Annotated in this window: 21 protein-coding genes; 12 read left to right on the top strand and 9 right to left on the bottom strand. The window is 30.7% G+C overall.

The window, feature by feature from the left end:
* Positions 1-4: 4 nt before the first annotated feature.
* From glmM to C7448_RS10235, 8 genes are all read right to left on the bottom strand, one after another.
* Positions 5-1,399, bottom strand: a complete 1,395-nt coding sequence (glmM, locus tag C7448_RS10270; RefSeq protein ID WP_115901296.1) for a phosphoglucosamine mutase — start codon at positions 1,397-1,399, stop codon at positions 5-7.
* A gap of 153 nt (positions 1,400-1,552) precedes the next feature.
* Positions 1,553-3,322 carry a 30S ribosomal protein S1 gene (rpsA, locus tag C7448_RS10265; protein ID WP_115901295.1) on the bottom strand — a complete coding sequence of 590 codons (1,770 nt, stop codon included), beginning with the start codon at positions 3,320-3,322 and terminating at the stop codon, positions 1,553-1,555.
* A gap of 209 nt (positions 3,323-3,531) precedes the next feature.
* The gene (locus C7448_RS10260; RefSeq protein ID WP_147300526.1) at positions 3,532-3,891 is read right to left on the bottom strand and encodes a hypothetical protein; all 360 of its coding nucleotides are present in this window, start codon (positions 3,889-3,891) and stop codon (positions 3,532-3,534) included.
* Positions 3,892-3,999: 108 nt separating this feature from the next.
* Positions 4,000-4,617 (bottom strand): IMPACT family protein, encoded by a 618-nt coding sequence (locus C7448_RS10255; RefSeq protein ID WP_211321910.1) that lies wholly within the window; start codon positions 4,615-4,617, stop codon positions 4,000-4,002.
* Positions 4,617-5,480, bottom strand: a complete 864-nt coding sequence (locus tag C7448_RS10250) for an EamA family transporter (protein ID WP_115901293.1) — start codon at positions 5,478-5,480, stop codon at positions 4,617-4,619. The genes C7448_RS10255 and C7448_RS10250 overlap by 1 nt, the downstream gene beginning before the upstream one ends.
* Positions 5,477-6,088: an HAD-IA family hydrolase gene (locus C7448_RS10245; protein ID WP_115901292.1), complete on the bottom strand. Its 612-nt coding sequence runs from the start codon at positions 6,086-6,088 to the stop codon at positions 5,477-5,479. The genes C7448_RS10250 and C7448_RS10245 overlap by 4 nt, the downstream gene beginning before the upstream one ends.
* The gene (gene ribD, locus C7448_RS10240; RefSeq protein WP_115901291.1) at positions 6,081-7,142 is read right to left on the bottom strand and encodes a bifunctional diaminohydroxyphosphoribosylaminopyrimidine deaminase/5-amino-6-(5-phosphoribosylamino)uracil reductase RibD; all 1,062 of its coding nucleotides are present in this window, start codon (positions 7,140-7,142) and stop codon (positions 6,081-6,083) included. Before ribD ends, C7448_RS10245 begins: the two co-directional genes overlap by 8 nt.
* Before the next feature lie 4 nt (positions 7,143-7,146).
* On the bottom strand, positions 7,147-7,611 hold the full coding sequence (locus C7448_RS10235) for an LEA type 2 family protein (protein ID WP_115901290.1): 465 nt from the start codon (positions 7,609-7,611) through the stop codon (positions 7,147-7,149).
* 52 nt (positions 7,612-7,663) lie between these two features.
* Between C7448_RS10235 and C7448_RS10230 the strand changes: the two genes are divergently transcribed.
* The 8 genes from C7448_RS10230 to C7448_RS10195 all read left to right on the top strand — a co-directional run bounded on the left by C7448_RS10230 (position 7,664) and on the right by C7448_RS10195 (position 11,507).
* On the top strand, positions 7,664-8,155 hold the full coding sequence (locus C7448_RS10230; protein WP_115901489.1) for a GNAT family N-acetyltransferase: 492 nt from the start codon (positions 7,664-7,666) through the stop codon (positions 8,153-8,155).
* Between the two features lie 15 nt (positions 8,156-8,170).
* Positions 8,171-9,019 carry a peptide chain release factor N(5)-glutamine methyltransferase gene (gene prmC / locus C7448_RS10225; RefSeq protein ID WP_115901289.1) on the top strand — a complete coding sequence of 283 codons (849 nt, stop codon included), beginning with the start codon at positions 8,171-8,173 and terminating at the stop codon, positions 9,017-9,019.
* A 259-nt stretch (positions 9,020-9,278) separates the two neighbouring features.
* The gene (locus C7448_RS10220) at positions 9,279-9,617 is read left to right on the top strand and encodes a roadblock/LC7 domain-containing protein (protein WP_115901288.1); all 339 of its coding nucleotides are present in this window, start codon (positions 9,279-9,281) and stop codon (positions 9,615-9,617) included.
* Between the two features lie 32 nt (positions 9,618-9,649).
* Complete coding sequence (locus tag C7448_RS10215; RefSeq protein ID WP_115901287.1) at positions 9,650-10,024, top strand: hypothetical protein; 375 nt, start codon at positions 9,650-9,652, stop codon at positions 10,022-10,024.
* Positions 10,011-10,262 (top strand): hypothetical protein, encoded by a 252-nt coding sequence (locus C7448_RS10210; protein ID WP_147300525.1) that lies wholly within the window; start codon positions 10,011-10,013, stop codon positions 10,260-10,262. The genes C7448_RS10215 and C7448_RS10210 overlap by 14 nt, the downstream gene beginning before the upstream one ends.
* Positions 10,263-10,554: 292 nt before the next feature.
* A complete protein-coding gene (locus C7448_RS10205; RefSeq protein ID WP_115901285.1) occupies positions 10,555-10,884 on the top strand; it encodes a roadblock/LC7 domain-containing protein in 330 nt (109 codons plus the stop codon).
* Between the two features lie 45 nt (positions 10,885-10,929).
* Positions 10,930-11,304 (top strand): hypothetical protein, encoded by a 375-nt coding sequence (locus C7448_RS10200; RefSeq protein WP_115901284.1) that lies wholly within the window; start codon positions 10,930-10,932, stop codon positions 11,302-11,304.
* Between the two features lie 11 nt (positions 11,305-11,315).
* Positions 11,316-11,507: a hypothetical protein gene (locus tag C7448_RS10195; protein ID WP_115901283.1), complete on the top strand. Its 192-nt coding sequence runs from the start codon at positions 11,316-11,318 to the stop codon at positions 11,505-11,507.
* Here the strand turns inward: C7448_RS10195 and pdxR are convergent.
* Positions 11,504-13,000 (bottom strand): MocR-like pyridoxine biosynthesis transcription factor PdxR, encoded by a 1,497-nt coding sequence (pdxR, locus tag C7448_RS10190; protein WP_115901282.1) that lies wholly within the window; start codon positions 12,998-13,000, stop codon positions 11,504-11,506. The two genes, C7448_RS10195 and pdxR, sit on opposite strands and share 4 nt — an antisense overlap.
* An 82-nt stretch (positions 13,001-13,082) precedes the next feature.
* Here pdxR and C7448_RS10185 point away from each other — a divergent pair, with 82 nt between their 5' ends.
* From C7448_RS10185 to C7448_RS10170, 4 genes are read left to right on the top strand one after another with little or no spacing between them, the layout of a single operon-like run.
* Positions 13,083-13,622, top strand: coding sequence for a DinB family protein (locus C7448_RS10185; RefSeq protein ID WP_115901281.1), 540 nt, complete (start codon positions 13,083-13,085; stop codon positions 13,620-13,622).
* Positions 13,623-13,641: 19 nt separating this feature from the next.
* A complete protein-coding gene (locus C7448_RS10180; RefSeq protein ID WP_115901280.1) occupies positions 13,642-14,256 on the top strand; it encodes an FMN-binding negative transcriptional regulator in 615 nt (204 codons plus the stop codon).
* Positions 14,257-14,547, top strand: a complete 291-nt coding sequence (locus C7448_RS10175; protein ID WP_115901279.1) for a DUF1272 domain-containing protein — start codon at positions 14,257-14,259, stop codon at positions 14,545-14,547.
* A 3-nt stretch (positions 14,548-14,550) separates the two neighbouring features.
* A complete protein-coding gene (locus C7448_RS10170; RefSeq protein ID WP_115901278.1) occupies positions 14,551-15,033 on the top strand; it encodes a pyridoxamine 5'-phosphate oxidase family protein in 483 nt (160 codons plus the stop codon).
* Positions 15,034-15,112: the final 79 nt, after the last annotated feature.

Here is a 15,112-nt window from a genome sequence, read left to right as displayed (position 1 = left end):
AAAACTATTGTGTTATTTGTTGTATTTCAGTGATAAATCTTTTGGCTAATACATCTGCCTTGTCTTGACTAGTACTTTCTGTATAAATTCTGATAATAGGCTCAGTATTCGATTTACGTAGGTGTATCCATTCTTCAGTAAAGTCAATTTTTACTCCGTCAATGGTATTTACATCTTCGTTTTTATAGTTATTAGCCATCGTTTCTAAAATCTTGTCAACATCAATTTGTGGTGTTAATTGGATTTTATTCTTACTCATAAAGTAACTAGGATATGAATCTCTTAACTCTTTACAAGATATTTTTTTATGTGCTAAATGTGATAAGAATAAAGCTACTCCAACTAATGAATCACGTCCATAGTGAGATTCTGGGTAAATAATACCTCCGTTACCTTCTCCTCCAATCACTGTATTGGTATCTTTCATCATTTGTACTACGTTCACCTCTCCTACTGCACTAGCTGTGTATCTTCCTCCATGTTTTTCAGTAACATCACGTAAAGCTCTTGAAGAAGATAGGTTAGAAACTGTATTACCGCCACCTAATTGACCTAATACATAATCGGCACAAGCTACTAAAGTGTATTCTTCTCCGAACATAGATCCGTCTTCAGAAATTAAAGCCAAACGATCTACATCAGGATCTACTACAATACCCAAATCAGCCTTTTCTTTAACTACTAATTCAGAAATATCTGTTAAGTGTTCTTTTAAGGGTTCTGGATTGTGTGGAAAGTGTCCATTTGGCTCACAGTATAATTCTACACAGTTTACGCCTAACTCTTCTAACAATGCAGGTATTGCTATACCTCCTGTAGAGTTTACACCATCAACAACTACTTTAAAGTTAGCATTTTTTATAGTTTCTACGTCTACTAAATTAAGTTTTAAGACTTCTTTTATGTGTTTCTTTATATAATCTTTCTTTTTCTTATACACTCCTAAGTCATCAACTTGAGCAAATTCAATAGTAGCATCATTTTCAGCGATCTTTAAAATTTCTGCTCCATCCTCACCATTTAAAAACTCTCCTTTTCCATTTAAAAGCTTTAAGGCATTCCATTGCTTAGGGTTGTGTGATGCGGTTAAAATGATACCTCCATCAGCTTTTTCAAGAGGAACAGCTACTTCAACAGTTGGTGTAGTTGATAACCCTAAATCGATTACATCAATTCCTAAACCAACTAAGGTATTAGCTACTAAGTTACTTATCATTTTACCCGATATACGAGCGTCTCTACCTATAACTATCGTTATTTTTTCTTTCCTTGAGTTTTTCTTTTTTATAAATGTACCATAAGCAGCAGCGAATTTTACTGCATCTATAGGTGTTAAATTATCACCTGTATTTCCGCCTATAGTACCTCTAATACCTGATATAGATTTTATAAGTGTCATATTAATTTTAATTGGTAAGCAAATATAAAGCTATTTAAGAAAGTATCCTTTAAAATGGGAGAGCTTTAACTGTAACATTTGTTACATAAAGAACTAAAAAAACCGTTAAACTGTAAAGTTTAACGGTTTTTAATTTTCAAGAAGTTGTAAGGATTATTTTCCTTCCATTTTCTTCTTTAACTCAGCTAATCCACCGATATCTCCTAAAGTAGTTTTTTCTACATCTTGAGCTTTAGCAGCAGCAGCTTTAATGTTCTTTTGTTCTTCTTCTCTAAAGATAGAAGTGTGAGAAACAACAATTCTACGGTACTCTTTACTAAACTCAGTTACTTGGAACTTAGTTTCGTCACCTTTAGCTAATTTACCTCCGTCTTCTTTTTCTAAGAAACGAGTTGGAGCGAAAGCTTCAACACCATCAGCAAATACTACAGTTGCACCTTTATCATTTTTCTCTTTGATAGTACCTTCGTGCATAGATCCGATTTTGTACGTAGCTTCATGAGCATCCCAAGGGTTATCTTGAGTTTGCTTATGACCTAAGTTTAATTTACGGTTTTCTACATCTAATTCTAATACTTGTACTTCTAATTGATCACCTACAGTTACGAAATCTGATGGGTGCTTAATTTTCTTAGTCCAAGATAAATCAGAGATATACACTAATCCGTCGATACCTTCTTCTAACTCTACAAATACACCAAAGTTAGTGTAGTTACGTACAGTACCAGTGTGTTTAGAACCTACTGGATATTTAGTAGTGATATCTGTCCATGGATCTGGGTGTAATTGCTTCATACCTAAAGACATTTTACGCTCTTCGCGGTCTAATGTTAAGATTTGAGCCTCTACTTCATCACCAACTTTTACGAAATCTTGCGCAGAACGTAAGTGTGTTGACCATGACATTTCAGATACGTGGATTAATCCTTCTACTCCTTCTTCAACCTCTACAAATGCACCATAATCAGCTAAAACAACTACTTTACCTTTTACTTTATCACCAACTTTTAAGTCAGAGTTTAAAGCTTCCCAAGGGTGAGCAGATAATTGTTTTAATCCTAATTGAATTCTTGACTTGTTATCATCAAAGTCTAAGATTACAACGTTTAATTTTTGATCTAATTCAACAACTTCATTCGGGTGGTTGATACGAGACCAAGATAAATCAGTAATGTGAACTAATCCGTCAACACCTCCTAAGTCAACAAATACACCATAAGAAGTAATGTTTTTAACAACACCTTCTAGTACTTGTCCTTTTTCTAATTGACCGATAATTTCACGTTTTTGATCTTCTAAATCAGCTTCGATTAACGCTTTATGAGATACTACTACGTTTTTAAATTCGTGGTTGATTTTCACAACTTTGAATTCCATAGTTTTCTCTACATATTGATCGTAGTCACGGATAGGCTTCACATCAATTTGAGAACCTGGTAAGAATGCTTCAATACCAAATACATCAACGATCATACCTCCACGAGTTCTACATTTAACAAAACCGTTAACGATTTCACCTGTTTCGTGTGCATTGTTAACACGGTCCCAAGCCTTGATTACACGTGCTTTTTTGTGAGATAATACTAATTGACCAGAAGCATCTTCTCTTTTGTCAACTAATACTTCTACTTTGTCTCCAACAGCTAAACTTGGGTTGTAACGGAATTCGTTTAACGAAATTACACCCTCAGACTTAGAATTAATATCGATAATAGCATCACGATCAGTAATACGTACTACTTCACCTTCAATAACATCGCGCTCGTTTACGAACCCTACAGTACCTTCTAAGGCTTTTTCAAATTCTTTTAATTTAGACTCATCAACTTCATCAATACCTTCTTCGTATTTGTGCCAGTTAAAGGTTGCTAAAAATTCTGCTGGATTTACAGCTTCTGCTGTGTTTTTTGTTTCTTCAGACATGTCTGAAATAAATATTTGTATCTTTTTGTTAACCAGATTTCTAACGATACTAACGCCAAGAGAAATTAAACTTAATAAATGTTATTTTCTACCCTTTTTAAATCTGTACTCGTAAAAAGGCGTGCAAATTTACGAATAATTCTTGAAGTTACCTAAAATGTTTTGGTTTTTAGTAAGTTAGTTAATTGTATTACATAGATGGTTCTAAATCAATAATCATCATCAGGTTGTGGTTTAAGTAAGAATTTCGAAACCACTTTGTCATCTAATTTCATAAAATCGTTGTAAAGTACTTTTGTTACTTCCTCACTAGATTTTTTATCTTTTAATAAGTCGTAGGCTTTAGCAGGTGAATCTTTTATAACATCTTTTACGAGCTCCTTCCCTATTTCTATTATTTCAGATTTCGGGAAACCTCTTTCTACAAAAGGTTTAACATTTGCTACAACACTAATTGCTGCTCCTTTGCAAATATTTTCTTTTGTTGGTATTGTTTGTTGACTGTTTTGAGAAAACAGCTGAAAAGAGAGAAAAAGAAATGCGACAATTAACAAGTTTTTTAATTTCATGTTCATTTTTTTAGTTAATTATTAAAACACTAAATTAATGCATTTCAAATTGTTACGAAAGTAAAATATTAACTTAAGTATACTTAGTATATATTAAAATAAATTTTATTATTCCATCTCTTTTATCTCTACCTTAAACAAATTTTCAAAAGTTTCGAAAATGTTTTCTGCTTCTTTTTTTCGTACTGAAATAGTGTATTCGCAATCTAATTCTAATTTTTGATTGATGATATTTAGGTTTCGTTCTTTAATAATACGTTGCACCTTGTTCATCATATCGTAACCAAACTTTAGTTTATAATGAATATCGATGGTTTTTTCTACAATATCAGAAGCTTCTAAAGCAAGTTGCGCAGAAGTCCGATAGGCATTAATCAATCCTCCCACTCCAAGTTTTGTTCCACCGAAATAACGTACCGAAACAATTAAAACATTAGTTACCTCAAAAGATTGTATTTGTCCGTAAATTGGCTGACCAGCAGAATTACTAGGTTCTCCATCGTCATTCGCACGAAAACGAGTCTTTTCAGTTCCTAATTGCCATGCATAACAATGATGACGCGCCGTATGATGCTGCTTACGAAGTCCTTCTAAACATTCTTTGATATCTTCTTCAGAAAAAACAGGAAAGGCATACCCGAAAAACTTGCTGTTTCGGTCTTTAAACAAGGTTTCTTCCGAAGGTTTTGTAATTGTTTTGTAAGTGTCTTTTATCTCTTCATTCATTACGCCGAAACTACTAATAAAATACTAATTATGGCAAGCCCAATACCAATCCAATTTTTCTTAACCAACTTTTCTTTAAAAAACGCAAGAGCAAATACTGTGGTTAGTATCACTATTGATACATTATTTATAGTAAAAACTGTAGAACTTTCGAGTCCTTTTGTTTGTAATGCTTTTAATAGATACTCCATAGAATAATAGTTAGAAATCCCTAAAGCAATTCCTCCAAGTAGTGTTTTCCATTCAAAACGTCCTTTTTTATTTAGTAATTGAGCTATAAAAATAAAAAAACCAAAAAGCAACGCACAGCCAAAAATAGTTGACAGAAACATAGGTACAGCTTCTTTAGCTACATAAGTGGTTTCTGTGTACTTTAATAATGTATCAATACTCCCTGAACCTAAAAAAAGCAATAGCGGAAATAATAAATTCTTAAACGCCACAGGAGAAGTATCACTTTTAGCAGAGGATAAGTACACAGCTACTAACGCTAAAATTATTCCAATAATTTTTACAGTACCTATACTCTCATTATATAAGAAGATTCCAATAACTACAGGGATTACTACCGACATTTTTCCCGCTACTGAAGCTACTGAGAGTCCATTTTTTTGTGCTGTAATTCCCATTACATTAAACACAGCTATAAATAAAAAACCTAAAATAAAAGCACCTAAAAACCAAGGTTGACCTGGTATCTCAGTGACGGGTATAGAAACTTCTGTATGGACGAAGCCAAAAGACAATGCTACTGCATAGTTTAAAACAATTGCTTGTAATGTATTTACCTTACAAACATCAAAAAGTTTAAAAATAACAAATAGTAAACTGGAAATAAGAATGCTAAAAATTAAGTATATCACGATGCAAACTCTTTTCGTTTTAGTAAATCAACTACATCCTCTGTTTTTGGACAGTTATTCCATACATGGATACCCAACTGTTGTGCAGTATCGGTATTTTCTTTGGTGTCATCTATAAAGAAAGTTTCAGAAGGTTGTAAGTCGTTCTTTTGTAATACAAACTCAAAGATATTTGCATTTGGTTTTCTAAAGTTGACTTCATGCGATAAGTAAAATTGCTCAAAACAATCCCTGAACTCGCTATAGAGCTCTTTACCCCAGTCATTTTGAATCCAAGAAATATGTAAATCGTTGGTATTACTTAGTAAAAACAACCTGTATTGATTGTTAGTAGCTAATTCTTTCAAAAAGCTTAATCTGTGTTTAGGAAAATCTAATAAAATAGCATTCCAAGAGCGAATTAAATCTTCTTTTGAAATATTGAATTTATCATGAAAAAAAGATACAAACTCATCGGTAGAAATTAATCCCATTTCATACTGATAATATTGTTGCATCATATCTTCAGAGATTTCTGTTACTCCTAATTTTGCAAGTTCTTTATAAGTTGCTTCTTTATCTAAATTGATGAACACGTCACCAAAATCAAAAATGATGTTTTTAATCATTCCTATATATTCTTAATATGTCGTTATCTATTTTTTCTTCGGAAGATAGCTTAGTGTTAATAATTGGACGCTTTACTCCTTCTCCAAAGCTTACATCACCAATAAACACTTTAGCTTCATCCCATAAATTTGCATCGATAAATGTTTGTAATGTTTGTGCTCCTCCTTCAATAATTACGGATTGTATTTGATGTTTATGTAATACCTCACAGATTTGTTTTGCTACTTGAGAAGAAAAATCGATTTGTTCGTAAATGAGTTTTTGAGATTTCTCACTATCGTTCGAAATGACACTTATTTCCTTCTCTGCTTCTGTTATAATTATTGTTTGTACGTCTTCATCAAAAACAGTTACTTCTGACGGGATTCGCAAGTTTTTATCAATAACAACTCTTACAGGGTTGTTACCTTTCCAGCTACGAACAGTTAATGACGGATTGTCTGCTATCACTGTATTAGTTCCCACCAAAATAGCATGTTCTTCACTACGCCATTTATGCACTAGCTGTTGAGAATATTTATTGGAAATCCATACTGGTTTTTGTTCATCTTTGGTTAAAGGAGCTATGAATCCGTCTTTGGTTTCTGCCCACTTTAAAATAATATATGGACGTTTTTTATTTTGAACGGTAAAAAAACGTTTGTGGTGTTCTTTACAAGCTTCTTCACAAACACCTACTATCACATTTCTACCAGCTTTTCTAAGTCGTTCAATACCTTTTCCTGAAACTAAACTATTGGTATCAATACACCCAATAACAATATTCGGAATTCCTTTTTTGATTATTAAATCGGCACACGGAGGTGTTTTTCCATGATGTGAACAAGGTTCTAGCGTGACATAAATAGTTGCTTCTTTTAATAGTTCTTGATTTTGAACTGAGTTAATAGCGTTTACTTCTGCATGCGACCCACCGTAAGGAGAGGTAAAACCTTCACCTATTATTTTACTATTATGCACAATTATCGCACCTACAGATGGATTAGGTCGCGTAGTTCCTACCCCTTTTTTTGCCAGTTGTAAACAACGTTGTATATACTTTTCGTGATTCACAGCTTTAAAATTTAATTTTTAAGTCTTCTACTTTATCAATAGGATATATATGTGAAAAACCTAAAACTTTATATTTTAAATCTCCTTTAAAATGAACTCTTAAACGCTGATTTATTAACGAATTTAATATTCCTCCTAAAATTCCGTTTTTATTATTTTCAAAGACTTTTTTGGCAGGAATTACTACCTTTAAAGGAATATGAAATTCTTTACGAGCAGGAACTTTAAATTCTTCAGAAGAAACTTGTGCTACTTCTACTTGATCAATCAATACTTTTATCTCATCAGTAGCTATTTTGCCACCTATATCGTTTGGGTTTTCAAAATAAGCGTTGGCACCTATTCTAACAGTATCAGTAGAAGCTGATAAAAGCTTTATATCATCTACTTTTAAAAAGATTGGTTTTTGTTTTACTGAGCAACTAACTATTAACAATAAAAAAGGTAAAAAATAAATGATTTTCCTCATGAAAACTCGTGTTTTTTTGGGTACTTTGCTCTTGCAAAAATACTATATTCCTATGACTCCTTCTGATTTTATTATTAGAGAAATAAAACCACAAGATAATGCCGAAATGGCTACCGTAATTCGTGAAGTATTAATCGAACTTGACGCTCCTAAAGTAGGAACTGCTTACGAAGATAAAGCTACTGATGAAATGTATGAAAGCTATCAAAAAGAAAAAGCGGGGTATTTTGTTGTTGAGCATAAAGGAATTGTTGTAGGTGGTGCAGGTTTTGCTCAATTGGATAACTCTGAAGGAAGTGTTTGTGAATTTCAAAAAATGTATTTTTTACCTATAGCAAGAGGTAAAGGTTTAGGAAGCAAACTAATCAACTTCTGTTTGAACAAGGCTAAAGAAGAAGGTTTTAAGCAATGTTATTTAGAAACCTTACCATATATGAAAGCTGCAACAAAACTATATCGAAAAAATGGTTTTATAGACTTAGAAAAACCATTAGGAAACACAGGTCATTATTCTTGTAATGTGTGGATGCTAAAAGATTTATAAAATCACTTTATAGAAATGCTATTAAAACAATACAAATCTTACTTTTCAGAACAATTAAGTTCAATTTTTCCTCAGACAGAAATTAATACTTTTTTCTTTCTATTAATAGAAGAATATTTAGGTTTTCAACGCATAGATTTTACACTTCAACCTACTTTTGAAGTTCCTTCTGATAAAAAGAGGTTGTTAGATGAAGCTTTAGCTCGGTTAAAAAAAGAAGAACCTATCCAATACATATTGGGAAAAACAGAATTTTATGGACTTCCTTTTAATGTTGATAAAAACACACTTATTCCACGTCCTGAAACCGAAGAATTGGTTGAATGGGTAATTAAAGAAATTGAGAAATCTCAAAAACTATTATCTATTCTGGATATTGGGACAGGAACTGGCTGCATTCCTATTAGCCTAAAGAAACAACTTCCTGATGTAAACGTAAGTGCTATTGATGTTTCTGAAAAGGCTTTGACTGTTGCTAAAAAAAATGCAGAATTAAATGATGTTAAAGTTTCTTTTATATATCAAGATATTTTAAAAGCTAAAGAGTTAAGCGGCAAGTTTGATATTATTGTTTCTAACCCTCCCTATGTACGTGAATTAGAAAAAACTGAAATAAAGAATAATGTATTAAAAAACGAACCACACTTGGCTTTGTTTGTTGAAGATGACAATCCGCTACTTTTCTATAAAAAAATAGCCGATTTAGCTAAAAATAGTTTAACTAAAACCGGACTACTTTTCTTTGAAATTAATCAATATTTAGGTGAAGAAACTGTTGATATGTTAAAAAGTAAAGGTTTTACAAAAGTTGAGCTTCGTAAAGACTTGTTTGGTAATGATCGAATGATTAGAGCTCAAGCATAAAACTTTTTTATATAGACATACTTATCCAATATTTAAGTTTGTAGATTTCTTAATTTTTCTAGCTAATTTTTATAATACCAAGATTTTTAGAACATAAAACACAATTAGCTGTAATTATATTATACTCAACAATAAAACTATAGTGTTTTTGTTTATTTATTTTTTTAACATAAAAAATGTGTTTTATTGATAAAAACACGGTTTAAAGTTTTTTTTGAGTAATAAAAAGTTTATATTAGCTAAAAAAGTTATATAGAAATTGGATTTACAAAAACTGCATATAGAGACTAAAACAAGAGCTATTTACCTAATAGATAATGAGGGTAAAATTGTAGACTTCTATCCTCATGAGAATGATTTAGTGGAAATTAAAGATAAGATAGCAGCATTTGATGCTGTTGTTTTTAACATGTCTAGCAATTTTTTTAATCTTTTTTTTAAAACAGAATTAAATGAAATGATTTTAAAATCTGATAAAGAAGCCATTTTACTATTTAAATATAAAGAATATGTGCTCTGTTTCTTAGCTGATAAAAACACGAACATAGGTCTTTTAAATTTAATGTTTAAAAAAGAGACAAATACAATTAATATTTAATAATTATTACCTAACCTAACCCCCCGGAATTTATGGAAAAAATCCTAACCAACTTAGTTCAAAATGTAAAAGAAAATATACCTGGGTATATTGCAATTAGTGTAGCTGAAATAGCCTCGGGCGAATCTTTAGCTTCTGATTCTGCTGATTCAAATTTTGATCCTGCTTTAGCGTGTGCTTATAATGTAGAAATTATAAACGCCAAACGAAAAGCTATAGACACTTTAGGTCTAAAAGAAAACATTAATGATATTCATTTTAAACTTGATAATCATATTCATGTTGTTGATATGTCTCCAAGTGGAGAGTATTTTATCTATCTGGCTGTTGATTCCAACAGAGCTAATTTAGCTTTAACAAGAACAATGCTCAAAAAGTACAAAAAAGAATTAAATGATGTCTTATAAAGCTATTGATATAAAAAAAATAAGTATCGATAGTGAGTTTCAAAAATATATAAGCTTTTTTCAAAATGAATATAAGACTAAAGTCTTGTTAGATGAATCAATTATCGATTATAATGGAACTAACATTAACAATGTTAACGACTTAAAAAACGCTGTTTATGATTTCTTTTTTGAGCCTAGATTTGAGAATGTTCTCGATTTAGTTAAGTTCAAAAAGCAAAAACCGAAAGATGATTAACCATAAGGAAGACTAGATTTTTATCTAGTCTTCTTTGTTTATATAATATCTTTTGTTTATTTCTACAGAAACAGATTATTCTCCTTTCCTACTTCTTTATTTAACCTATTTTAATCACTAACCTATTGTTTATTACGCTTATAAAACTGTTAAAAAAATCACAAAGCAATGGTTGTGAAAAAAAATAAAAAAATAAGGTAGTATTTTTGTGACCCTTTCTAAAAAAATAGTGTCTTAAACAAAAAGGGGAAACAAAAGAAAACAAATAATATTACAAAGTGTTTAAACTTAAATGGGGGAAGTAAGCTTACAAACATTAATAGAAGAGTCTGAAGCAGACAAAGGACTTGTTTTTAATTCTGAGGGACAAGTTATTGATTCTTACAATATTTCTAAAGAAAACAATATTGCAGCAATGGCAAACGTCATCGTTACAATGACTCATGAATTTTTTCAAGATACTTTAGATTCTGAAAGCCTTGACCAATTAGTTTTAACTTCAAAAGAAGGATTAGTAATTATCAATAAATATGACAGGAATCATATTGTTTGCTTATTAGCAGATGATGTTTCTAAAGCTGCCATGATAAAACTAACCCTTAAAAAAGTAACCCTTCAATAAAATACCTAGTCTTTTTTTATTAATTATTATAATAACTATTTTACAATGAAAGAAATTTTAAATGATTTTATCGAAAATTTAAAGAGTAATGTTCCAGGGTTTATTGCTGTTTCAATAACTGATGTTGGTTCTGGAGAGTCGTATGATTCTTTTACAGTGAATCCAGATTTTGACCCAAACTTAGCATCAGCTTACAATTTAGGAGTTGTTAAAGCTAAATTAAAAGCTATCGATGCATTAGGGTTAAATGAAGAAATTAAAGACATTACAATTACTTTATCTAGTCAAGTACATATTATCAATATTGCCCCTAGTGGTACTTATTTTGTTTACTTAGCTGTAGATTCAAAAGAAGCTAACCTAGGTATTACAAAAGCTTTATTAAACAAGTATAAAGTAGAGTTAAATAATGCTTTATAAAAAATATAACTGTGAAAAACTCGAATCATTTACATATAGATAAACCCTTAAAAAAACACCTTAACCAAACCTTAAAAGAGTTTCGTAAGTTTAGGTTTTCTGAAGGGGAATTAAAATCCGAAAAAAAGAAAGGAAAAGACTTTTTCGGATTCTTATTCAAAGAATATGACAGTATGAATGATTTAGTAAAAGATATGTTTTAAAAGTGCTTAATAGGCACTTTTTTTATGCTCTTAAATGTTCGTTTCAGCTTGTCAACTAATAACTTTATTTCTTCCTCATTATAACTAGCAAAACCAATTCGGATTGCATTATGTTTTTTATTTGCCAAATCATAACGCTGCCACTCTCCTATTTCAAGTTGATATTTTCTGGCTTCTTTTGAAACTTCATACCAAGAATATTCTTTGTTTAAATAACCCCAAATAGCCATTCCTCCTTTAGGAATATTAAACTGAAAATAACCTCCTAATTCTTCTTTTAATAATTTACAAAACAAGTCTCTGCGCTGTAAATATATTTTCATTAATTTACGTATGTGCCTATCTAAATCACCTGATTTAATAAACTCTGCAAAAGTTAGCTCAAGTAAAGCATCTCCTTGCCTATCAATATAACCTCTTAGTTTAGCTGCTTCATTTACAAAGTCTTCAGAAGCTACTAAATACCCAATCCTAAAAACAGGAGCTACAGTTTTACAAACGGAACCTATATAAATTACATTTCCACAAGTATCATGGCTCGCTAATGGTAAAATAGGAGCATGATCATAATTAAAATCATAATCATAATCATCTTCAATAATTGCAAAACTGTATTTCCGAGCTAGATTTAATAAATGAATTCTCCTTTCAGCAGATAAAGTAACAGTTGTAGGATGATGATGGTGTGAGGTAACATAAACTGCCTTTACAGGTTGTTTTTTACATAATTTTTCAATTTGATCTATTACAAGACCATTCTCATCAACTGAAGCTCTTTTAATTTGTGCTTTTTGATATTGAAAAGTTATATCAGCAGAAGAATAGTTTGTTTCTCCAACAACTACAATATCGTTTTCTTTTAAGAGTAGTTGAGAAGACAACCACATTCCCATCTGACTGCCTCTGGTAATTAAAATGTTTTCTTTTGTTATTTTTAACCCTCGAGAATTATTTAAATACGTAGCTAATACTTCTCGTAACTTTATATTTCCTTTTGTAGAATTATAATCTAAAAAAGTATGAATATTCTTTTTGGAAGCTAATTTTCTATAAATCCTTGCAATTTCTTCTGTTGGGGTGAGTCTTGTATCTGATGTACCATCATTAATATACATAACCCCTTCTCTTTTCTCTGCATTTTTCTTTAATAGATTTTCATTTTCATAAAAACTGAACCCTGAATTTTGTTTTTTAGAAGTTTTAGTTACATCTACCAATGCTATTTTTTGAATTAAAGGTAAGTTCTTATTTACAAAGGTTCCCTTTTTAGGAATACTTTCTACCCAACCTTGTAGTAACAATTCTTCATAACAAGCAACAATAGTTTTTCTATGTACTTTTAGTAAATCAGCCAAAGTTCTTGAGCCTACTAGCTTTGTTCCTGGTAGTAACTTCCCTTCTCGGATTAATAAAATAAATTGATTTGCTAACTGTAAGTATAAAGGTTCTTTAAGGCACTTACTAAGTTTTAATGAAGTTTTATAAGGAAACATCTGGACTATTAATTATTTAAAATCTGGATTAACAAAATAGACCATAAATATAATACATTTGAATATCTAAATAATATAAACAATGAAAAAACAAGAATTACAACCAACAGAATACGGTGAATATTATGCTGGTTATATATCGAAAATACCTAATGAAACAATTCTAAAAAAAGGAATTGTAGAGAATAAAGATTTGCTGATTGAATTTTTTAACTCCATTCCTGAAGAAAAATTACCCTATCGTTATTTACCTGAAAAATGGAATATTAAAGAAATATTACAGCATATAATTGACACTGAACGTATCTTTATGTATCGCATGTTACGAATTGCTAGACAAGATAAAACCCCATCACATGGTTTTGATCAAGGTTCTTATATAAAACCTTCAGGAGTTAATAATAAAAGTTTAGCAGAACTTTTAAAAGAATTTGAAATAACACGTTTATATTCTATAAACTTAATAAATAGCATTCCTACAAAAAGTTTTAATAATATGGGAGTGACTAATAACTCTCCCATTTCAGTTAGAGCTTGTGCTTTTATTTTAATAGGTCATAGTATTTGGCATATGGATATTATTAAAGAACGTTATTTACAATTCCAACAAGGTACTTTTTAACATAAAAACAATAATAAAAATGCACATACCTCCAATGTTTAAGTTTGATGATAAAAAGGAGAAAATTGCTTTTATGAAAAAGTATAGCTTCGCTACAATTGTGACTAATAAAGGTAATGTTCCAATTGCAACTCAATTACCTTTTGTTATCAAAGAAAATTCAAATAAATTAGTTCTTTCAGGTCATTTTGGAGCAACTAACGAACAAGTAAATCATATAGAAAACAATACTTCGCTGGTTATTTTTACTGAACCACACGCTTATATTTCACCTTCTCATTATGAGAAAAAGAAAAACGTTCCTACTTGGGACTATATTTCTGTGCATGCTTATGGTAAAGCAAATATTCTTCATAATGAGGTTCAGAAATTAGAAGCTATTAAAGAAATGATAAACTTCTATGAGAAAGATTATCAAAAACAATGGAATAATTTACCTGAGAACTATAAAAAAGGTATGTTAAGAGGAATTACTGCTTTTGAATTAGAAGTAACTGAGTTACAAGGACAACAAAAATTAAGTCAAAATAGAAAAGAAGCAGAAATAGGAAGAATAGCTGAACATTTAGAGAACAGTGAAATAGGAACTGAAAAAGAGTTAGCTAAATATATTAAATCAAAAAATAATTTATAAATGTTAGAGATCAGACCAAATTGTGAACATTGTGGTAAAGATTTACCCAATACTTCTACTGAAGCAATGATTTGTACTTTTGAATGTACTTATTGTAAAGATTGTGCTATAAACCTGTTCGAAAATGTATGTCCAACATGCTCAGGAAATTTTGCTCCTAGACCAATCAGACCAAAAAAATACATAGCTAATAATCCAGCATCTTTAAAAAGGGTTTATGACCCTAAGAATATTGGTAAAGCAAAAGAAAAGCGTTTAAAATTTATAGATGTTTTACCCGAAAACAGATAAGTTATGAATGAGTACCAAAAGTCAAAACTTAATAGAGTTAAAAGAGGCCAAAAAAGAGCTGTGTATGATGTTGAAAAAATCAACACTATTTTAGATGCAGGATTTATTGGTTTTGTAAGCTTCACATATGAAGGGAAAGCTATTTCCTTACCTATGGCTTACGGAAGAAAAGATAATAAAGTTTACTTACATAGTTCACAAGCAAATAGAATGTTATTATCACTTTTAGAAGTTGGACAGATGAGTATGACTGTTATGCATTTAGATGCCTTAGTGTTAGCCCGTTCAGGGTTACATCATTCAGTAAATTATCGTTCAGCTACATTATTTGGTTCAGTAAAAAAAATAGAAAAACCTAAAGAAAAAGAAGCTGCTTTATATTGTTTTATGGAATATATGATGAAGGGACGTTGGGATGGTGTTAGACCTATGAAACCGGAAGAGTTAGAACGAACTCTAGTAGTAGAAATTGTAAAGGTTAACTAATTCGTTGACAATTTTGGTTAAAAATATTAGGAGGCACACCATTTAAACTTTGGTGTGGTCTTTCTTGATTATAATAATA

This window comes from Tenacibaculum gallaicum (assembly GCF_003387615.1).
Classification (GTDB): Bacteria; Bacteroidota; Bacteroidia; order Flavobacteriales; family Flavobacteriaceae; genus Polaribacter; species Polaribacter gallaicus.
Note: the sequence above shows the minus strand (reverse complement) of the source record. Positions and strands in the feature narration are given on the sequence as shown.